This is a genomic window from Pseudomonas sp. MD330_10, from assembly GCF_042610415.1.
In the GTDB taxonomy this organism is placed as follows: Bacteria; Pseudomonadota; Gammaproteobacteria; order Pseudomonadales; family Pseudomonadaceae; genus Aquipseudomonas; species Aquipseudomonas rhodesiae.
On sequence record NZ_JBHGZU010000007.1, the window covers coordinates 83,811 to 104,618 of the forward strand.

Sequence of the window (20,808 nt, forward strand, 5' to 3'; positions counted from 1 at the left end):
TTATGCATGACTCGGTGGTGAGCAGGCCAAGCCTGCTCGCCAGTAAATCCCTTCCACAGGTGAACGATGGTGTGTGCTAGAGCACCGGTGCCGCCGCCGTCAGTTTTGGCTGGCGATACAGATCCAGCAGCACCTGGTCCAGTACCGACGACGCGCCCCATGGCTTCGGATCGTTGAGGATCGCCACCACAACCCATGAATTGCCGTTGTTGTCGCGGCTGAACCCGGCGATGGCGCGCACAGTGTTCAAGGTGCCGGTCTTGACGTGGGCTTCGCCGCGCATGGCGGTGGTCTTCAAGCGCTTACGCATAGTGCCGTCGGTGCCGGCGATGGGCATCGAGCTGATGTACTCCGCCGCGTAAGGGCTTCTCCACGCGGCTTGCAGCATGGCCGCCATCTCACGAGCGCTGACCCGTTCGGCGCGGGACAGGCCGGAGCCGTTCTCCATCACCAAGTGCGGCGCGGTGATGCCTTTTTTCGCCAGCCACTGACGCACCACGCGCTGCGCGGCCTTGGCATCGTCGCCGTCGGCATCGTTACGGAACTGCGCGCCCAGGCTCAGGAACAACTGCTGGGCCATGGTGTTGTTACTGTATTTGTTGATGTCGCGGATGATTTCCGCCAGGTCCGGCGAGAACGCGCGTGCCAGGACCTTGGCATCCTTGGGCACCGGCGCCTGGATATCGCGGCCCTGGATGCTGCCGCCCAGTTCCTTCCAGATCGCCCGCACCGCGCCGGCGGTGTAGGTGGCGTGGTCGAGCAGCGACAGGTAGGTCTGTGAACTGCAGCCGTCGGCCAGTTGCCCGCTGACGGTCACCGTCACGCTGCCATCGGCGGCGGTTACCGGGTTGTAACGCACATCGCCGGTGCATTGCTTGGCGTTGGAGACCTTGACCTGATTGTCGATACGAATGCTGGCAATCGGTGGCTCTACCGAAACGAGCACCCGTCCGCCATCGTTGCGCGTGACGAAACGCAGGGCCTTGAGGTTGACCAGCAGCGCATCGGGCTTGACCAGGAACGGCTTGTTCTCGTCATTGCCATCGTCGTTGAATTCCGGCAATTGCGGCGGGATAAAGAAGCCGCGATCCAGCACCAGGTCACCAGTGACTTGCTGCACACCGTTGGCGCGCAAATCGCGCATCAGCAGCCAGAGCTTTTCCATGTTCAGCTTGGGGTCGCCACCGCCCTTGAGGTACAGGTTGCCATGCAGCACGCCACCGTTGAGGGTGCCGTCGGTATAGAACTCAGTTTTCCACTGGTGGTTGGGGCCGAGCATTTCCAGGGCCGCATAGGTGGTGACCAGTTTCATGGTAGAGGCCGGGTTCACCGAAACGTCGGCGTTGAATACGGTGGGCGTGCCGGGGCCGTTGAGCGGCAGCATGACCAGGGACAACGCAGTATTTTGCAGTTTGGCTTTTTGCAGGGCCTGCGCGACGTTGGGCGGCAGGGTGGTGTTGATCGGAGCGGCGGTGACGGAAAAGGCCAGTGGCAGAAGAAACCCGGCAAGTAACAATGGACGCAAAGATTTGATCATAAAGAATAAGACCCTACTGCTGAGGAGGGTGAAAAAGGCGAGGGGTAAATAGGAAAAATCCCTCAATGGTCAAGAAAGTGTCGGCATTATGCCCCAAGGCGCGGGCTCTTGTAGCTGAACGATAGCTGCTAATGCGCGTTTTTTTCCACACAAACCGCCGCCCGTCCCAGAGAGTCGGGCAATCGCCGTCTTAAACTGCTAAAGTGCCGGCCGTTATTACTTAAGAGGACTGTTCCAATGGCGACTAACCGTTCCCGGCGTCTGCGCAAAAAACTGTGCGTTGATGAATTTCAAGAGCTGGGTTTCGAACTGAACCTGGACTTCAAAGAAGGTTTGGACGATGAAGCGGTTGACGCTTTCCTCGAAGCATTCCTGACTGAAGCGATGGACGGCAATGGCCTGGACTACGTAGGCGGCGACGACTTCGGTCTGGTGTGCTCGGCCAAACGCGGTTCGGTCAGCGAAGAGCAGCGTGCAACCGTCGAGGCGTGGCTCAAGGCCCGCCCAGAGCTGACTCGCGTTGAAGTGAGCCCGCTGTTGGACGCATGGCACCCAGAGACGCCGATCAACCCGGTAGCCTGATGTGCTGAAACAGCGACCCGCCCGGGTCGCTGTTTCGTTTGGGGCTTTGAAAACTCAGGCCTTGCGCCCATTTAGAATCAACAGCGTCAACACCCCCGCCACGATCCCCCAGAACGCCGAGCCGATGGAAAACAACGTCAAGCCTGACGCGGTGACCATAAAGGTGATCAGCGCCGCTTCCCTTTCCTTGGGTTCATTCATGGCAATGCTCAAGCCGTTGATGATCGAGCCAAATAACGCCAACGCCGCAATCGACAGCACCAGCTCCTTGGGCAACGCTGCGAACAATGCCGCCAGTGTCGCGCCGAACACCCCGGCAATGCCGTAGAACACACCGCACCAAACCGCTGCTGTGTAACGCTTGTTACGGTCTTCGTGGGCGTGGGGGCCGGTGCAGATGGCCGCGCTGATCGCCGCCAGGTTGATGCCGTGGGAGCCGAACGGTGACAGCACCAACGAGGCCAGGCCGGTGGCGGTGATCAGCGGCGAGGCCGGCACGTTATAGCCATCGGCACGTAACACCGCCACGCCCGGCATGTTCTGCGAGGTCATCGCTACCACGAACAGCGGAATGCCGATGCTGATGGTGGCTGCCAGCGAGAAGTGCGGGGTGGTCCACACCGGCGTGGCGACTTCCAGATGAAACCCGCTGAAATCCAGTAACCCCATCGCGCCCGACAACAGGGTGCCGATGATCAGCGCGGCAAGCACGGCATAGCGCGGTGACACGCGCTTGATGATCAGGTAAGTGAAGAACATCCCCAGCACCAGGCCGGTGCGATGCTGCGCCGCGACGAAAATCTCACTGCCGATCTTGAACAGAATGCCGGCCAGTAACGCGGCCGCCAGTGACGCCGGAATGCGCTTGACCAGTTTTTCAAAGCTGCCGGTCAGCCCGCACAGCGTCACCAGCACCGCGCAGGTGATATAGGCGCCGATGGCTTCGCCGTAGGTGACACCGCCCAGGCTGGTGATCAACAGCGCCGCGCCGGGGGTGGACCAGGCGATGGTAATCGGCGTGCGGTAACGCAGGGACAGGCCGATGCTGCACACCGCCATGCCGATGGAAATCGCCCAAATCCATGAGGAGATCTGCGCCGTGGTCAAACCTGCGGCCTGTCCGGCTTGAAACATCAGCACCAAGGAGCTGGTGTAGCCGGTCATCATGGCAATAAAGCCGGCGACAATCGCCGAAGGGGAAGTGTCGGCCAGTGGGCGCAGGGGCGCTTGGGTGGCGTCAGTCATGAACGCTGTTCCTTTTTACCTGGGGTTTGCCGGTGAAGGCGCAGATTCAAGCCTAAACTCAAACGTAACGACGCATTGCAATACAGCCGAGGGCGCAAACAGCCGTACAGTGTGTTGGCCTGTTGGGTTGTGTACAATGTGCGCTGTTTTTAGCGGATACTTGCCAGCGACCCGCTGTTGCCGTATTACCGTAAAGTCGCCGTATCACCGATAATTCGCCGCCGTTCTCCAAACCCGAGTGCCCATGAACGAACAGTTGCAACCTCTCAAGAAACAACCGCGAGCCGGCAAGGCCGGTCGCAGCGGAACCCAGGACGATATTGTCTATGCGCATATCTTCGAGGCCATCCTTGAACAACGCCTGGCGCCTGGAACCAAGTTGAGTGAAGAGGCACTGGGGGAAATCTTTGGCGTGAGCCGCACCATCATTCGTCGCGCCCTGTCGCGCCTGGCCCATGAAGGCGTGGTATTGCTGCGGCCCAATCGCGGCGCGGTGGTGGCCAGCCCGAGCGTCGAAGAAGCGCGTCAGGTGTTCCTGGCCCGTCGCCTGGTAGAGCGGGCGATCACCGAGCTGGCGGTGCAGCACGCCACCGCCGAGCAACTAGCCGAGTTGCGCCAGATGGTCAACGACGAGCGCGACAGTTTTTCCCGTGGTGATCGTGGTGCCGGTATCCGCCTTTCCGGCGAATTCCACCTCAAACTGGCCGAAGCGGCAAAGAATGCACCGCTGATCAGCTTCCAGCGCAGCCTGGTGTCCCAGACCTCGTTGATCATCGCTCAGTACGAAAGCGGTAACCGCTCCCACTGCTCCTACGATGAGCACACCCAGTTGATCGATGCCATCGAAGCCCGCGACGCGGCGTTGGCGGTGAACCTGATGATGCATCACATGGATCACATCGACAGCAAGCTCAACCTCGATGAAGAGAGCGCGTCGGATGATCTGCATGCGGTGTTCTCGCATCTGTTGCAGACCAAGAAGCCTGGGCGTTCCTCGATAAAGCTGTAATTTTCCTGGTTTGCCAAGGACAAAATGTGGGAGGGGGCTTGCCCCCCGATAGCAGTGGAACAGTCACCTCATGCAGTGACTGACACTCTGTTATCGGGGGCAAGCCCCCTCCCTCATTGGTTTTGTGCTGGTGCCAAGATCAGCGTTGGTGCACCCGTTGGCCGGCGGCATAGGTCTGCAGCACGGTGCGGTCATCTCCCAGGGTCATCAATACAAACAACGTTTCGTCGATGCTGTTCGACTGCTTCAGGCGGTAGCTGAGCAGCGGTGTGGCGTTGTAGTCCAGCACCAGGAAGTCCGCATCCGTGCCCGGTTGCAATGTGCCGATCTTGTCTTCCAGGCGCAGCGCCCGCGCGCCGCCCAGGGTCGCCAGGTACAGCGATTTGAACGGGCTCAACCGCGCGCCCTGCAACTGCATGACTTTGTAGGCTTCGTTCAAGGTTTGCAGCAGCGAGAAACTGGTGCCGCCGCCCACATCGGTACCCAGGCCAACGTTCAGTTTGTGCTTCTCGGCCATCGGCAAGTTGAACAGGCCGCTACCCAGGAACAGATTCGAGGTCGGGCAGAAGGCGACCGCCGAGCCGGTTTGCGCCAAGCGCGCGCATTCGTCGTCGCACAGGTGCACGCCGTGGGCAAACACCGAGCGCTCGCCCAGCAGCTTGTAATGGTCATACACGTCCAGGTAGCCGCTGCGCTCCGGGAACAACGCCTTCACCCACTGCACTTCCTGCAGGTTCTCGCTGATGTGGGTCTGCATATACAGATCCGGATATTCCCCCAGCAGCTGCCCGGCCAGTGTCAATTGCTCCGGCGTGCTGGTGGGGGCGAAACGTGGCGTGACCGCATAGTGCAGCCGGCCTTTGCCATGCCAGCGCTCGATCAACATCTTACTGTCCTGATAACTGGACTCGGGCGTGTCGGTCAGATAGTCCGGCGCGTTGCGGTCCATCATCACCTTGCCGGCGATCATGCGCAGGTCGAGTTTCTGCGCCGCTTCGAAAAACGCGTTCACCGATTGCGGGTGCACACTGCCGAACACCAATGCGGTGGTGGTGCCGTTGCGCAGCAGTTCCTTGATGAAAATATCCGCCACTTGCTCGGCATGGGCCTTGTCGGCGAACTGGCTTTCGCAGGGGAAGGTGTACGTGTTGAGCCAATCCAGCAACTGTTCGCCATAAGCGCCGACCATTCCGGTTTGCGGTAGGTGGATATGGGTGTCGATCAGGCCGGGGGTGATCAGCGCGTCCTGGTAGTGGGTCACGTCGATATCGGCCGGCAGCGTCGGCAGCAATTCGCTGGCGTGCCCGAGGGCGCTGATCTGGCCGTTATCAATCACCAGCAGGCCGTCTTCGAAATACTCATAGGACGCTTCGATGCCCACCTCGGCGGGGTCGGCAATGCTGTGTAGGATGGCGGCGCGGTAGGCTTTGCGGGTCAAAGGCATGGTCTTCTCAATGGGTCGCTTGGCTGCGGCGTGACACCGGCAGCAGTTTGGCAATCGGTTCGGCGCTGGCGTTGTGCTGGCCGAAATTGGCGTTGTAAGTGGCGATGATTTCGCCGGCGATGGAAATGGCGATCTCCACCGGTAATTTGCCCTTCACCTCGGTGAGGCCCATGGGGCAGCGCATGCGTTGCAATTGGGCGGCGTCGAAGCCGCGATCGCGCAGGCGGTGTTCGAACTTGACGCGTTTGGTCTGCGAGCCGATCAGGCCGAAATAGGCGAAATCGTTGCGTTTGAGCAACGCGGCGCTCAGTTCCAGGTCGAGTGCGTGATTGTGGGTCATGACGATGCAGTAGCTGCCCACCGGCAAGTCGGCGATTTCGTCGACCGGTTCTTCGCTGACGATTTTACGCACGCCCTCGGGGATCTGTTGCGGAAACTCCTGCTCGCGCGAATCGATCCAGCGCACCCGGCACGGCAGGCTCGCCAGCAACGGCACCAGGGCGCGTCCCACATGGCCGGCGCCGAATACCGCAATCTGCGCCTGCACCTGGCCCATGGGTTCGAACAGCAGCACGGTGACACCACCGCAGCACTGGCCCAGGCTCGCGCCCAGGCTGAAGCGCTCCAGATGGGTGTTTTGCTGGCCACGGGCGAGCATCTCGCGGGCGATCTGCATCGCTTTGTATTCCAGGTGCCCACCGCCAATGGTGTCGAAGGTTTGCGACGCACTGATGACCATCTTGGAACCGGCATTGCGTGGCGTGGAGCCGAGTTCTTCGATGATGGTCACCAGGACGCAAGGTTCGCCCTGGTTCTGCAGGTCGGCGAGGGCGCTGATCCAGTTGTTCATAGTCACCTCTAGTGATGTCTGTCAGGCCGCTATCTGGGGCAAGCCCCCTCCCACATTTGAAAGCATTCGCAGATCACTATGGGGGAGGGGGCTTGCCCCCGATGGCAGCACCTCGATCTAGAGCGAAGCCATCTCGGCTTCAGTCTCAACGGCTGTCGCCGCCTGCAACTGGCGCATCTGTTCGCAACCCCACAACACCCGCTCGGGTGTCGCCGGCGCGTCGATCTTCGGCTGATGGCGATAACCTCCAAGGCTCGCCACCGCATCCTTGATCGCGCACCACGAGGCAATGCCGAGCATGAACGGCGGTTCACCCACGGCCTTGGAGTGGAACACCGTGTCTTCCGGGTTCTTGCGGTTTTCCACCAGCTTCACCCGCAGGTCCAGGGGCATGTCGGCGACCGCCGGGATCTTGTAGCTGGCCGGGCCGTTGGTCATCAATTTGCCTTTGTCGTTCCACACCAGTTCCTCCATGGTCAGCCAGCCCATGCCCTGGATGAAACCGCCTTCCACCTGGCCGATGTCGATGGCCGGGTTCAGCGAAGCGCCCACATCGTGAAGAATGTCTGTGCGCAGCATCTTGTATTCGCCGGTCAGGGTATCGACGAGCACTTCGCAACACGCCGCGCCGAACGCGTAGTAATAGAACGGCCGGCCACGGGACTGGCTGCGGTCGTAAAAGATTTTCGGGGTCTTGTAGAACCCGGTGCTCGACAGCGAGACCTGGGCGAAATACGCCTGCTGAATCAGCGCCTCGAAGGTCAGGATTTGCTCGCGCACCCGCACATGGCCGTTATGAAACTGCACATCCGCTTCACTGACGTCGTACTTGCGCGCAGCGAATTCCACCAGGCGCTGCTTGATGGTTTCGGCGGCATTCTGCGCGGCCTTGCCGTTCAGGTCGGCACCGCTGGAGGCGGCGGTCGGCGAAGTGTTGGGCACCTTGTCGGTGTTGGTGGCGGTGATCTGCACGCGTTCGATGCTGACCTGGAACACTTCGGCCACCACCTGGGCGACCTTGGTGTTCAAACCCTGGCCCATCTCGGTGCCGCCATGGTTCAGGTGGATGCTGCCGTCGGTGTAGACATGGATCAGCGCGCCGGCCTGGTTGAGGAAACTGGCGGTAAACGAAATGCCGAATTTGACCGGGGTCAGCGCCAGGCCTTTTTTCAGGATCGGGCTATGGGCGTTGTAGCGACGAATGGCTTCGCGGCGTTCGGCATATTGGCTGCTGGCTTCCAGTTCGGCAGTCATCTCTTCGAGCATGTTGTGCTCGACGGTCTGGTAGTAGTGGGTGACGTTGCGCTCGGTCTTGCCATAGTAGTTGGCCTTGCGCACGGCCAGTGGGTCGAGCGCCAGATGGCGGGCGATGGCGTCCATCACTTCTTCGATGGCAACCATGCCTTGCGGGCCGCCGAACCCCCGGTAAGCGGTGTTGGACGCGGTGTTGGTCTTGCAGCGATGGCCGTTGACCGTGGCATCGCCCAGGTAATACGAGTTGTCGGCGTGGAACATGGCGCGGTCGACAATCGAGTTCGACAGGTCCGGCGAGCAGCCGCAATTGCCGGCAAGCTCCAGATTGATGCCGTGCAGACGACCGGTGTCATCGAAGCCCACGTCGTATTCGATATAGAAGGGGTGGCGCTTGCCGGTCATCAGCATGTCTTCGACCCGCGGCAGCCGCATCTTGGTCGGCTGGCCGGTCAGGTGGGCAATCACCGCGCACAGGCATGCCGGGCTGGCGGCCTGGGTCTCCTTGCCACCGAACCCGCCGCCCATGCGACGCATGTCCACGACGATTTTATTCATCGAAACGTCTAACACTTCGGCCACCAGCTTCTGTACTTCGGTGGGGTTCTGCGTGGAGCAATAGACGATCATGCCGCCGTCTTCGGTGGGCATCACCGAGGAGATTTGGGTTTCCAGGTAGAAGTGCTCCTGGCCGCCGATATGCAGCGTGCCCTGAATGCGATGTTGAGCCGCGGCCAACGCGCCCGCCGAATCGCCACGCTGGTGGGTGTGGCTGTCGAGCACGAAGTGTTTATTGCGATAGGCCTCGACCACATCCAGCACCGGTTCCAGGTCCTGGTATTCGATCACCGCCGCCATCGCCGCTTTACGCGCGGTCTCCAGGTCGCGGGCGGCGACGGCCAGCACCACCTGGCCGACGAACTGCACAGTGCCGATGGCCAGCAGCGGATCGCCAGGCAACAGCGGGCCGATGTCTTTCAAACCCGGCACGTCTTCATGGGTGATGACGATGCGCACACCATCGAAGGCGTAGCAGGGGGCGGTGTCGATGCTGAGGATGCGGGCGTGGGCGCGGTCGGACAGACGCGCGTACACATGCAACTGGTTGGGGAATTCCAGGCGGTCGTCGATGTACTGCGCCTCCCCCGATACGTGCTTGGCGGCGCTGTCATGCTTGACGCTGCGCCCGACTCCGCTGGTCAAGTCCTGGGCGAACAGTTCGGCCAGCTCGGCCTGGGTTTTTTCCACGGCGTGATGGTTAGACATAAGCGGTCACCCGAGTCTCGATATGCGGCGTTTGCAGCTCGATGAAATATTTGCGCAGCAGGTTCTGCGCGCTGAGCAGGCGGTATTCCTTGCTGGCGCGGAAGTCCGACAGCGGGGTGAAATCCTCGGCGAGGGCGGCGCAGGCTTGCTCGACCGTGGCGGCGTTCCAAGTCGCGCCCACCAGCACGGCCTCGCAGTGCCGCGCGCGTTTGGGTGTGGCGGCCATGCCGCCGAAGGCCACGCGGGCGGCTTGGACCACACCGTTGTCGAGGGTCAGGTTGAACGCGGCGCAGACCGCGGAAATATCGTCATCCAGGCGTTTGGAGACTTTGTAGGCACGGAACAGCGTATGGCCCTTTGGCACGATGATTTTCTCGATGAACTCGCTGTCCTGGCGCGCGGTCACGCGGTAATCGATGAAGTAGTCCTCCAGCGCCAGGGTGCGCCGGGTGTTGCCTTTGCACAGCACGATCTGCGCGCCCAGGGCGATCAGCAGCGGCGGCGAATCGCCGATCGGCGAGGCGTTGCCGATATTGCCGCCCAGGGTGCCCTGGTTGCGGATCTGCAGGGAGGCGAAGCGGTGCAGCAGATCGCCGAAGTCCGGATACGCTTGGTGCAACGCGGCGTAGCAGTCGGAGAGCGGGGTGGCGGCGCCGATTTCCAGGCGGTCGTCGAACGACTCGATGCGCTTCATTTCTTCAATGTTGCCGACGTAGATCATCACCGGCAGCGTGCGGTGGAACTGGGTGACCTCCAGCGCCAGGTCGGTGCCGCCGGCCAGTAAGCGGGCTTGCGGATAGGCGTCGTAGAGGTCTGCCAGGTCGGCCACGGTCAGGGGCACCAGGCAGCGTTTATCGCCACTGTTGAGTTCGCCGGTCTGGGTCGGGGCGATGGCTTTAAGGCGTGCAATGGTCTGGGCTTGGCGGCTGTCGAACTGGTCTGCGGGCTTGTTGCAGCAGGCCTGTTCGGCGGCGGCGAGAATCGGCCGGTAGCCGGTGCAGCGGCACAAGTTGCCGGCCAGGGCCTCATGGGCCTTGGCGCTGTCGGGGGCGTCGCTGTTTTTTTGCAGGGCAAACAACGACATCACGAAACCGGGGGTGCAAAACCCGCATTGCGAGCCGTGGCACTCGACCATCGCCTGTTGCACGCTGTGCAGTTGGCCTTGGTGCTTGAGGTCTTCGACGCTGATCAGTTGTTTGCCGTGCAATGACGAAACGAAGGTCAGGCACGAATTGAGGCTGCGATAGCGAATCTGCTCGACGCCCTGAGCATCGCTGTGCAGCTCGCCGACTACCACGGTGCAGGCACCGCAATCGCCGCTGGCGCAGCCTTCCTTGGTGCCGGATTTGCCCACATGCTCACGTAAATAGTTGAGCACGGTCAGGTTGGGGTCCAGGGCGTGCTCGCTACGGAGTTCCTGGTTGAGTAAAAACTGGATCACGGAAGGCCTCGCAGACTCATTATTGTTGTTAACCGCTGTGGGCCGAATCTAGTCATGTCTGACTTTTCGGTCAATTGTTTTCTGACCTAAGGGTCAAGAAAATGCGGTCACAACCCATTCAATTATGGTTCAGTCTTCTGGAACCGGCGTTTTTGGCGGCGTGTAGACAGGCAGAGCTGCTTATTTCATGCCAATTCGCGACAGTGGGCGTAGCGCCATCAGCGGGCCAATGCGCTACACTGCCGCGCTTGTACCGATAGACGATTTTGAAGGAAACCCATGACGTTCAAGGCGCCGGACAGTCTCGCCGAGCAGATCGCTCACCACCTCGCCGAACGTATCATTCGCGGCGATCTCAAGCCTGGGGAGCGCATCCAGGAACAGAAGGTCACGCTGGCACTCAATGTCAGCCGCGGCTCCGTGCGCGAAGCCTTGCTGATCCTTGAACGCCGGCACCTGATCGCGATCCTGCCGCGCCGTGGCGCCCACGTCACCGAACTCACCGCGCATAAGGTGCAAAGCCTGTGCACGTTGATGGGCGAGCTGTACATCCTGCTCGGCAATGCGGTGGCGCAAGGCTGGCAGACCCAGGCCGATATGGCGCCGTTCGTGCAGATCCAGCAGCGTCTGGTGAGCAATTTCGAACGTCAGGACATCCGCGCGTTCGTCGAAGAAAGCTTCAATGTGATGCGCGCCGCGTACCCCTTCGCTAACAACCCGTACCTGCAGGAAACCGTCGAAAACCTGCAGCCGGCGATGAACCGCGCCTATTACCTGGCCCTGGACCAGCGCAAGGCCGAGATGAGCGAGTACCTGGCGCTGTTCGAGCAACTGCTCGCCGCCGTGCTGGCCCGTGACTTGCCGCAGATCCGCCAGGTGCTGTCGGCCTACGGTCAGCGCAGTTGCTCGCTGGTTATCGCAGCGTTGGCGGACGTCTAAACGTGCGGCTCAAGTGCATCAAACTGGCGGGGTTCAAATCCTTCGTCGACCCGACCACGGTGAACTTCCCCAGTAATATGGCGGCGGTGGTCGGGCCCAATGGTTGCGGCAAGTCGAACATCATCGACGCCGTCCGCTGGGTGATGGGCGAGAGCTCGGCCAAGAACCTGCGCGGCGAGTCGATGACCGACGTCATCTTCAACGGCTCCACCAGCCGTAAGCCGGTGAGCCAGGCCAGCATCGAGCTGGTGTTCGACAACTCCGACGGCACCCTGATCGGCGAATACGCGGCCTATGCGGAAATCTCCATCCGCCGCAAAGTCACGCGCGACAGCCAGAACAGTTATTTCCTCAACGGCACCAAGTGCCGCCGTCGCGACATCACCGATATCTTCCTCGGCACCGGCCTGGGCCCACGCAGCTATTCGATCATCGAACAGGGCATGATCTCCAAGCTGATCGAAGCCAAGCCCGAGGACCTGCGCAACTTTATCGAGGAAGCGGCCGGCATCTCCAAGTACAAGGAACGTCGCCGCGAGACCGAAAACCGCATCCGCCGCACCCACGAAAACCTCGCCCGCCTGACCGACCTGCGCGAAGAGCTGGAGCGCCAGTTGGAGCGCCTGCACCGGCAGGCCCAGGCCGCCGAGAAGTATCAGGAATACAAGGGCGAAGAGCGCCAGCTCAAGGCCCAATTGTCGGCCCTGCGCTGGCAAGCCTTGAACGATCAAGTGGGCCAGCGCGAAGCGATCATCGGCACCCAGGAAATCAGCTTCGAAGCGCTGGTGGCCGAGCAGCGCAACGCCGACGCCAGCATCGAACGCCTGCGCGACGGGCACCACGATCTGTCCGAGCGCTTCAATCTGGTGCAGGGCCGCTTCTATTCGGTGGGCGGCGATATCGCCCGGGTCGAGCAGAGCATCCAGCACGGCCAGCAACGTCTGCGCCAATTGCAGGACGATCTGAAGGAAGCCGAGCGCGCGCGCCTGGAGACCGAATCCCACCTGGGCCACGACCGCACCTTGCTGCTGACCCTCGGCGAAGAGCTGGACATGCTCACCCCTGAGCAGGAGATCACCAGCGCCGCCGCCGAAGAAGCCGCCGCCGCCTTGGAAGAAGCCGAAACCACTATGCACGGCTGGCAGGAACAGTGGGACGCCTTCAACCTGCAATCGGCCGAACCGCGCCGCCAGGCCGAAGTCCAGCAGTCGCGCATCCAGCAACTGGAAACCAGTATGGAACGTCTGGCCGAGCGCCAGCGCCGCTTGCAGGAAGAGCGCGTGCTGCTCGCCGCCGACCCGGAAGATGCAGCGATCATGGCGCTCAGCGAGCAACTGGCCGAAAGCGAAATGACCCTGGAAGAACTCGAAGCCAGCGAAGAGCAGCAAGTCGAGCGCCTGGAGCAACTGCGCCAGCAACTGCAACAGGCGACCCAGGCCCAGCAGCAGGCCCAGGGCGACCTGCAACGGCTCAACGGGCGTCTGGCGTCCCTTGAAGCCTTGCAACAAGCCGCGCTGGACCCGGACATCGGCACGGCCGAGTGGCTGCGCGACCAACACCTGGCCGAGCGCCCGCGCCTGGCTGAAGGTTTGAAGGTCGACGCCGGTTGGGAGCTGGCCGTGGAAACCGTGTTGGGCGCCGATCTGCAAGCCGTGTTGGTGGACGATTTTGGCGGCTTCGATCTCTCCGGCTTTGCCCAGGGCGATCTGCGTTTGCTCAGCCCCGCCGCGGATGGTGCGCGGGTGCCGGGCAGCTTGTTGGATAAGGTCGAAGCCGCGATCGATCTGGCGCCGTGGCTGGGCCAGGTGCGGCCGGTGGAGTCCCTGGAGCAGGCCCTGGCCCAGCGCGGTCAACTGGCGGTCGGCGAAAGCCTGATCAGCCGCGACGGTTACTGGGTCGGCCGGCACTTTTTGCGCGTGCGTCGCGCCAGTGAAGCGCAAAGCGGCGTTCTGGCCCGTGGCCAGGAAATCGTCAATCTGAGCGCCGAGCGCGAAGAGCGCGAAGCCACCCTCGAACGCCTGGAAACCGAACTGCAAACCCTGCGCTCCACCCAGCGTCAGCAAGAGACCGGCCGCGAGCACCTGCGTCGGCTTTTGCAGGATGAGGCGCGCCAGCAAGGCGAACTCAAGGCGCAGCTATCGGCGAGCAAGGCCAAGGTCGAGCAACTGAGCCTGCGTCGCACCCGTCTCGACGAAGAAGTCGCCGAGATGGGCGAGCAACGCGCGCTGGAGCACGAACAAATCGGCGAAGCGCGCCTGCACTTGCAGGAAGCCCTCGACAGCATGGCTCAGGACACCGAGCAACGGGAACTGCTGCTGGCCCAGCGCGACAGCCTGCGCGAACGTCTCGACCGCGTGCGCCAGGAAGCGCGCCAGCACAAAGACCACGCCCATCAGTTGGCGGTGCGCCTGGGCTCGCTCAAGGCCCAGCACGCGTCCACGGCCCAGGCCCTTGAGCGCCTGGAGATGCAATCCGAGCGCCTGACCGAAAAGCGCGAACAACTGAGCCTGAATCTGGAAGAGGGCGAAGCGCCGCTGGAAGAGCTGCGCCTCAAGCTCGAAGAGTTGCTCGACAAGCGCATGACCGTCGACGAAGAACTCAAGACCGCACAGATCGCCCTGGAAGACGCCGACCGCGAACTGCGCGACGCGGAAAAACGCCGGACCCAGGCCGAGCAGCAGTCCCAGTTGATTCGCGGCCAGCTCGAACAGCAGCGCATGGAATGGCAAGCCCTGACCGTGCGCCGCAAAACCTTGCAGGACCAATTGCTCGAAGACGGCTACGACCTGCACGGCGTGCTCAATACCCTGACCGCCCAGGCCAACGAGAAAGACGCCGAAGAAGAACTCGAACGCATTGCCGCGCGGATTCAACGCCTCGGCGCAATCAACCTTGCGGCCATCGACGAATACCAGCAGCAATCCGAACGTAAGCGCTACCTGGACGCTCAGGACGCGGATCTGGTGGAGGCGCTCGACACCCTGGAAAACGTAATTCGCAAGATCGACAAGGAAACCCGCAACCGTTTCAAAGATACCTTTGATCAGATTAATGGCGGTTTACAGGCGTTATTCCCAAAAGTTTTCGGTGGCGGCAGCGCTTACTTGGAACTGACGGGCGAAGATCTACTCGATACAGGGGTGACGATCATGGCGCGCCCGCCGGGTAAGAAGAACAGCACCATTCATTTGCTGTCTGGTGGGGAAAAAGCCCTGACCGCCTTGGCGTTGGTGTTTGCCATCTTCAAGCTGAACCCGGCGCCGTTCTGCATGCTCGATGAAGTGGATGCACCGCTGGATGATGCGAACGTTGGACGCTATGCGCGGTTGGTCAAAGAGATGTCCCAGACCGTGCAGTTCATCTATATCACCCACAACAAGATCGCCATGGAAATGGCTGATCAACTGATGGGGGTGACGATGCACGAGCCGGGATGTTCGCGCTTGGTGGCGGTGGATGTGGAAGAGGCGATGGCGATGGTGGACGCCTGACGGCAAGCTTCAAGCGGTAAGTGAGTCAGCTTGAAGCTTGTCGCTCAGGGGCTGTGGTTCACAGTTGGCGTCTGCTGTAGGAGATTGCCTGCTACGCCTGAAAGCTGGCAATTCGACACATTTCGCGCCAACTGTGTAAAGTTATCTTTGGTCGTGCTAGTTTAATGTCAATTTTTCGTGTGCGTGGGCAAAACGTCAGTCAGAACATAGAGTTGGCGCCACGTTTTAAAGCGGTTTGCACGATGCTAAACCCCTTATTTTTCAGCATTTTTTATTAGAGGCACGGGATTACATGGAAATCGGTCTGCGCGAGTGGCTGATCGTCATCGGCATTATTGTCATTGCCGGTATTCTTTTTGATGGCTGGCGCCGCATGCGCGGTGGCAAGGGCAAGCTCAAATTCCGTCTGGACCGTAACCTGTCCAACCTGCCCGACGACGACGGCAGCGCCGAGCTGCTGGGGCCGCCCCGTGTGCTGGACACCCATAAAGAGCCGCAGCTGGACGAGCACGACCTGCCGTCGATGAGCGCGCCGGTGCGTGAAGCCCGCGAGCCATCGTCCAAACGCGGTAAACGCAGTGGCGTAGCGGTTGCCGAACCCCATCAGGGTGACCTTAACCTTGACGTGGATGAAGGCCCGAGTTTCAGCAGCCGTGACGACGATTTCCCCGATGAGAACGCCGCCAAGAACGCGCCGCGCCAATCGGTCAACGATCAGCCGGCCGCCGAAGAAGTGCTGGTGATCAGCGTGATCTGCCGCGACGCCGCCGGTTTCAAAGGCCCTGCGCTGTTGCAGAACATTCTCGAAAGCGGCCTGCGGTTCGGCGAGATGGATATCTTCCACCGCCACGAAAGCATGGCGGGCAACGGCGAAGTGCTGTTCTCCATGGCCAATGCCGTCAAGCCAGGTACTTTCGATCTGGACGATATCGACTTGTTCAGCACGCCTGCGGTGAGCTTCTTCCTCGGTCTGCCAGGTCCTCGTCACCCGAAACAAGCGTTCGATGTGATGGTGGCCGCAGCGCGCAAGCTGTCCCAGGAACTCAACGGCGAGCTGAAGGACGACCAACGCAGCGTCCTGACCGCCCAGACCATCGAACACTACCGTCAGCGCATCGTCGAGTTCGAGCGTCGCGCCCTGACACAGAAACGCTGAGGATTGGCCTCAAGCGTTGTCGATAGAATAAGCGCACCACCATTTGAGCAGCTTCGGCTGCTCTTTTGCTTTATGAGAGAACACCCATGACCGCCGCCCATACCCGCATCCTCGAACTGCGCGCTGAACTGGATCAGCACAACTACCGGTATTACGTCCTCGACGAGCCAAGCATCCCGGACGCCGAATACGACCGACTGTTCCACGAACTCAAGGCTCTCGAAGACGAGCACCCGGAGCTGGTCACGCGGGATTCACCGACGCAGCGGGTCGGTGGCGCGGCGCTGTCGGCGTTCACCCAGGTCAAGCATGAGATTCCGATGCTCAGCCTGGGCAACGCCTTCGATGAAGCCAGCATGCTTGAGTTCGATCGTCGCGTTACTGAAGGTCTCGATCTGCCTGTGGGCGATCTGTTTGGCGGTGGCGCGGCGGTGGAGTACAGCTGCGAGCCGAAACTCGATGGCCTGGCGGTCAGCCTGTTGTATCAAGACGGCGAGCTGGTGCGCGGTGCCACCCGGGGCGACGGCACCACCGGCGAAGACATCAGCGTCAACGTGCGCACCGTGCGCAATATCCCCCTGAAGCTGCATGACAGCGGCTGGCCGGCGACCCTGGAAGTGCGCGGCGAGGTGTTTATGTCCAAGGCCGGTTTCGAGCGGCTTAACGCTTCGCAACTGGAAGTGGGCGGCAAGACCTTTGCCAACCCGCGCAATGCCGCTGCCGGTAGCCTGCGCCAGTTGGATTCGAAAATCACCGCCAGCCGCCCGCTGGAGTTCTGCTGCTACGGGATCGGTCAGGTCACGGCGGATATCAGCGACACCCATATCGGCAACCTCAAGCAGTTGCAGAAGTGGGGGCTGCCGATCAGTCACGATCTGAAGCTGGCCAAGGGGATTCAGGAATGCCTCGATTACTACCGTGACATCGGCGAGCGACGTAACAGCCTGCCGTATGAAATCGACGGTGTGGTGTTCAAGGTCAACAGCCTTGCCTCCCAGCGCGAACTGGGCTTTCGCGCCCGTGAGCCGCGCTGGGCCATCGCCCACAAGTTTCCGGCCATGGAAGAACTCACCGAACTGCTCGACGTGGAATTCCAAGTCGGCCGTACCGGCGCCGTGACCCCGGTGGCCCGCCTGAAACCGGTCAAGGTCGCGGGTGTGACCGTGTCCAACGCCACCTTGCACAACATGGACGAAGTGGCGCGCTTGGGCCTGATGATCGGCGACACCGTGATCATCCGCCGTGCCGGTGATGTGATCCCTCAGGTGGTCTCAGTGGTCACCGATCGCCGCCCGGAACATGCGCGTGCGGTGCAGATCCCTGAAAGCTGCCCGGTGTGCGGTTCCCATGTGGAACGCACGCAACTGGTCAAGCGCAGCAAGGGCAAGGAAACCGTCAGCGAAGGCGCGGTGTACCGTTGCGTCGGGCGCCTGGCCTGTGGCGCGCAGCTCAAGCAAGCGATCATCCACTTTGTGTCCCGCCGCGCCATGGACATCGACGGCTTGGGCGACAAAACCATCGAGCAATTGGTGGATGAACATCTCATCGCGTCACCGGCCGACCTGTACAAGCTCACGTACGAGCAGATCATCGACCTGGAAGGCTTTGCCGATATCTCCAGCAAAAAGCTGATCACCGCCATCGAAAACAGCAAATCGCCGACCCTCGCACGCTTTATCTACGCCCTGGGCATTCCCGATGTGGGTGAGGAGACCGCCAAGGTGTTGGCGCGCTCGCTGGCGTCCCTTGCGCGCGTGCAGCAGGCGTTGCCGGAGGTACTGACGTACTTGCCGGACGTGGGTCTGGAAGTGGCGCACGAGATCCACAGTTTCTTTGAGGACAGCCATAACCAGCAGGTGATCGGTGCGTTGCTTTCTCCGGACGAATGCGGCCTGCAATTGCAGGATCAGGGCGACCTGAGCGCGGAATTTGCCGCCAGCGCGACGTTGGGCGGGCTGCTCGACAAGCTCAATATCCCCAGCGTCGGCCCTGGCGCCGCGCAGAAACTGGCGGACAAGTTCGGCAGCCTTGACGGCGTAATCCAGGCCGACTGGCTGGACATGCGCCAGGCACTGCCTGAAAAGCAGGCCAAGGCCGTGCGCGACTTCTTCGATAATCCGCAGAACGCCCGCCGTGCCCAGGCCATCGAGCAGCAGCTCAAGGATTTCGGCATGCACTGGCACAGCGCGAAGAAAGTCGTCGAAGGCTTGCCGGAAGCCGGCCACACCTGGGTACTGACCGGTTCGTTGGAGCTGATGAGCCGCGATGTGGCCAAGGACAAACTGGAAAGCCTGGGCGCCAAGGTCGCCGGTTCCGTCTCGGCCAAGACCCACTGTGTGGTGGCGGGCCCTGGGGCTGGTTCAAAGCTGGCCAAGGCCACCGAGCTGGGCCTGAAGGTGCTGGATGAAGAGGCGTTTGTTGCCTTTCTTGCCCAGCATAACGTGACTGTCTGATGGCGTGTGCCGGGCGCGGGCTTGCCGCGCGTCGGGCGGCGCTGCAACCCTACAGCAGCGAAGTGGAACGATCCCGAGCCCTGAATGATCTAGTCTGGGTCACCTAGGGAGAGATCGCCATGTTCCGCTATTTCGAGCAACTCAGTTCGCGCATCGCCGCACCGTTCATGGCCGACACTTCGCGTAACAGCAAAGTCTGGCAATGCCGCTGCGGCCAGCCGCTGTTCTTTCGCAATAGTCAGTGCCTGGCTTGCTCGGCGCTGTTGGGTTATCAGCCGCAGCAGAGCCGCTTGGCGTCCCTTCGGCCCGGGCCCGTTGCCGGAACGTGGCTGCAGGACGGCAATCTCGACGCCGGGGCCTTCCGCCGTTGCGCCAACCTCGACACCCCGGCGGCCTGCAACTGGCTGATCCCGGCCCACAGCACTGCGCCGTTGTGCGTGGCCTGCAGCCTCAATCGCACCATTCCCGACCTGTCCATCGTGGACAACCATGAACGCTGGCGCAAAGTGGAAACCGCCAAGCGCCGCCTGGTGGCGCAATTGATCAGTTTGGGCCTGCAGGTCGTGCCTAAGAGCGTCGACGAAGAGACCGGCCTGGCCTTCGACTTTATCGGTGTCGACCTGGAGGGCAACGCGCCCACCACCGGGCATGCCAACGGCCTGATCACCCTCGACATCAAGGAAGCCGACGACGCCCACCGCGAAAAAGTCCGCGTGCAGATGCACGAGCCTTACCGCACCTTGCTCGGCCATTTTCGCCATGAAGTCGGCCACTACTATTGGGATCGCCTAATCGCCGGCAGCCACTGGATCGAACCGTTTCGCCAACTGTTCGGTGACGAACGCGCCAGTTACGCCGAGGCCCTCGACCGGCATTATCAGCACGGCCCGCGACCGGACTGGCAGGAGGCCTGCGTCAGCGCCTACGCCACCATGCACCCCTGGGAAGACTGGGCGGAAACCTGGGCGCATTACCTGCACATGATGGACGCCGTGGATACCGCCCTAGGCTTCGGCATGAGCGCGCGGGAGATGGACCTGGATTACCAACCATTCCCCCTTGCCACCCTCTACGATCCCGCGCACCCCGGCGGTCCGGCGTTTCTGGCGTTCGTCAATGCGTGGATCGAACTGGCCGGCATGCTCAACGAACTGTCGCGCAGCATGGGTCAACCGGATTTCTACCCCTTCGTACTGCCACCGGCGGTGATCGCCAAACTGCACTTTATCCATCTGGTGATCCAGGAAGAGGGCGGCCGTGCGGACGAGGTGCTGCAAGCACAATGATCAACCCATGTGGGAAGGGCATGCTGAGGGCCATGGCAAGTGCTTGAACCTCTTCATATTTTTAATCCGTCACCAACGGTTGTAACTTCCGATGAGATCGGTACAATGGCGCGGCTTGCCGAGAGGCCAGCGTCGTTATGGTGACCCCATCGGTCCCCCCGCAACGATTACCCGTTAACCTGGTCAGGCCCGGAAGGGAGCAGCCACAGCGGGAACATTGTGTGCCGGGGTGTGGCTGGTGGGGTTGCCTCCATAACGCTCTTCTTTAGTTGTTCATCCCAATATCCAAAAAAACTGTTTGCGAACCATCTGCCCTTGAGCAGTCCATGGTGGCATTGTCGCGACGGCCAAAAACTCACGCCAGCTCGGCAGTTTATCGGTGGCATACTTCACTGCCTGGCAACCGGAGGCAGCGCAAGTGGAAAAAGTTGACGACCTCACACGAGAAAAACTGCGGGAATGGCAGATGCGGCGCTTGGAGATCAAGGACCGTATCCAGGCACACCCGGAGCAGACCCTGGCGTTGTCGAAGGTGTTGGACCTTATGGACGAGGAGCACGCCGAGATTATGAGCGGTGCGCAGTTTGTCCGTACTGCCGAGCCGAGCCCTGGGCCGAGCGTCGATCAGCCTCCACCGGTCACCGCTACCTACCAATTGCACTTGGACGTGTCCGCCCACAGCGCCGAAGACCTGCGGCGTTTGCTCGATATGGCCGTTCATGAACTGCAACGGCAGATTGAACTGGCCAGCGCCCCGGCCTCCACCGGGCCACGGCGTTACCCCGGTGGCATGGCGGGTTCTCTGGGTGGCTATCAATTCGAGGTGGGCGTCGGTCAGGATGCCTGACAGGCTTAGCC

Annotated in this window: 14 protein-coding genes and 1 other RNA gene; 9 read left to right on the forward strand and 6 right to left on the reverse strand. The window is 61.4% G+C overall.

Annotated features, from left to right (window positions below):
- Positions 1-76: 76 nt before the first annotated feature.
- Positions 77-1,537, reverse strand: coding sequence for a D-alanyl-D-alanine carboxypeptidase/D-alanyl-D-alanine-endopeptidase (dacB, locus tag ACFZPT_RS13335; protein ID WP_034099704.1), 1,461 nt, complete (start codon positions 1,535-1,537; stop codon positions 77-79).
- A 237-nt stretch (positions 1,538-1,774) separates the two neighbouring features.
- On the opposite strand from dacB, the gene ACFZPT_RS13340 reads away from it, so the two are divergent.
- Positions 1,775-2,119, forward strand: coding sequence for a YggL family protein (locus ACFZPT_RS13340; protein WP_034099703.1), 345 nt, complete (start codon positions 1,775-1,777; stop codon positions 2,117-2,119).
- Positions 2,120-2,173: 54 nt separating this feature from the next.
- Here ACFZPT_RS13340 and ACFZPT_RS13345 read toward each other — a convergent pair whose 3' ends face one another.
- Positions 2,174-3,364 carry a benzoate/H(+) symporter BenE family transporter gene (locus ACFZPT_RS13345; protein ID WP_099312263.1) on the reverse strand — a complete coding sequence of 397 codons (1,191 nt, stop codon included), beginning with the start codon at positions 3,362-3,364 and terminating at the stop codon, positions 2,174-2,176.
- A gap of 244 nt (positions 3,365-3,608) precedes the next feature.
- Here ACFZPT_RS13345 and ACFZPT_RS13350 point away from each other — a divergent pair, with 244 nt between their 5' ends.
- On the forward strand, positions 3,609-4,373 hold the full coding sequence (locus ACFZPT_RS13350; RefSeq protein WP_015885332.1) for a GntR family transcriptional regulator: 765 nt from the start codon (positions 3,609-3,611) through the stop codon (positions 4,371-4,373).
- 139 nt (positions 4,374-4,512) lie between these two features.
- Here ACFZPT_RS13350 and guaD read toward each other — a convergent pair whose 3' ends face one another.
- The 4 genes from guaD to xdhA all read right to left on the reverse strand — a co-directional run bounded on the left by guaD (position 4,513) and on the right by xdhA (position 10,625).
- A complete protein-coding gene (guaD, locus tag ACFZPT_RS13355; RefSeq protein WP_034138943.1) occupies positions 4,513-5,817 on the reverse strand; it encodes a guanine deaminase in 1,305 nt (434 codons plus the stop codon).
- A gap of 7 nt (positions 5,818-5,824) precedes the next feature.
- Entirely contained in the window at positions 5,825-6,667 is an 843-nt protein-coding gene (xdhC, locus tag ACFZPT_RS13360; RefSeq protein WP_040269108.1) for a xanthine dehydrogenase accessory protein XdhC, read from the reverse strand.
- A gap of 117 nt (positions 6,668-6,784) precedes the next feature.
- Entirely contained in the window at positions 6,785-9,184 is a 2,400-nt protein-coding gene (gene xdhB, locus ACFZPT_RS13365) for a xanthine dehydrogenase molybdopterin binding subunit (RefSeq protein WP_099311927.1), read from the reverse strand.
- Entirely contained in the window at positions 9,177-10,625 is a 1,449-nt protein-coding gene (xdhA, locus tag ACFZPT_RS13370) for a xanthine dehydrogenase small subunit (RefSeq protein ID WP_034099698.1), read from the reverse strand. Before xdhA ends, xdhB begins: the two co-directional genes overlap by 8 nt.
- A 279-nt stretch (positions 10,626-10,904) precedes the next feature.
- Here xdhA and ACFZPT_RS13375 point away from each other — a divergent pair, with 279 nt between their 5' ends.
- The 7 genes from ACFZPT_RS13375 to ACFZPT_RS13405 all read left to right on the forward strand — a co-directional run bounded on the left by ACFZPT_RS13375 (position 10,905) and on the right by ACFZPT_RS13405 (position 20,797).
- The gene (locus tag ACFZPT_RS13375) at positions 10,905-11,564 is read left to right on the forward strand and encodes a GntR family transcriptional regulator (RefSeq protein WP_034099697.1); all 660 of its coding nucleotides are present in this window, start codon (positions 10,905-10,907) and stop codon (positions 11,562-11,564) included.
- A 2-nt stretch (positions 11,565-11,566) separates the two neighbouring features.
- Positions 11,567-15,055 carry a chromosome segregation protein SMC gene (gene smc / locus ACFZPT_RS13380; protein WP_099311929.1) on the forward strand — a complete coding sequence of 1,163 codons (3,489 nt, stop codon included), beginning with the start codon at positions 11,567-11,569 and terminating at the stop codon, positions 15,053-15,055.
- 292 nt (positions 15,056-15,347) lie between these two features.
- Positions 15,348-16,211 (forward strand): cell division protein ZipA, encoded by an 864-nt coding sequence (zipA, locus tag ACFZPT_RS13385; protein WP_040269103.1) that lies wholly within the window; start codon positions 15,348-15,350, stop codon positions 16,209-16,211.
- An 86-nt stretch (positions 16,212-16,297) separates the two neighbouring features.
- The gene (gene ligA, locus ACFZPT_RS13390) at positions 16,298-18,664 is read left to right on the forward strand and encodes an NAD-dependent DNA ligase LigA (protein WP_099311931.1); all 2,367 of its coding nucleotides are present in this window, start codon (positions 16,298-16,300) and stop codon (positions 18,662-18,664) included.
- A 119-nt stretch (positions 18,665-18,783) separates the two neighbouring features.
- A complete protein-coding gene (locus tag ACFZPT_RS13395) occupies positions 18,784-19,950 on the forward strand; it encodes a putative zinc-binding metallopeptidase (RefSeq protein WP_034099693.1) in 1,167 nt (388 codons plus the stop codon).
- A 147-nt stretch (positions 19,951-20,097) separates the two neighbouring features.
- Positions 20,098-20,194: signal recognition particle sRNA small type (gene ffs, locus ACFZPT_RS13400), an RNA gene on the forward strand.
- Between the two features lie 174 nt (positions 20,195-20,368).
- Entirely contained in the window at positions 20,369-20,797 is a 429-nt protein-coding gene (locus ACFZPT_RS13405) for a hypothetical protein (RefSeq protein WP_034099692.1), read from the forward strand.
- Positions 20,798-20,808: the final 11 nt, after the last annotated feature.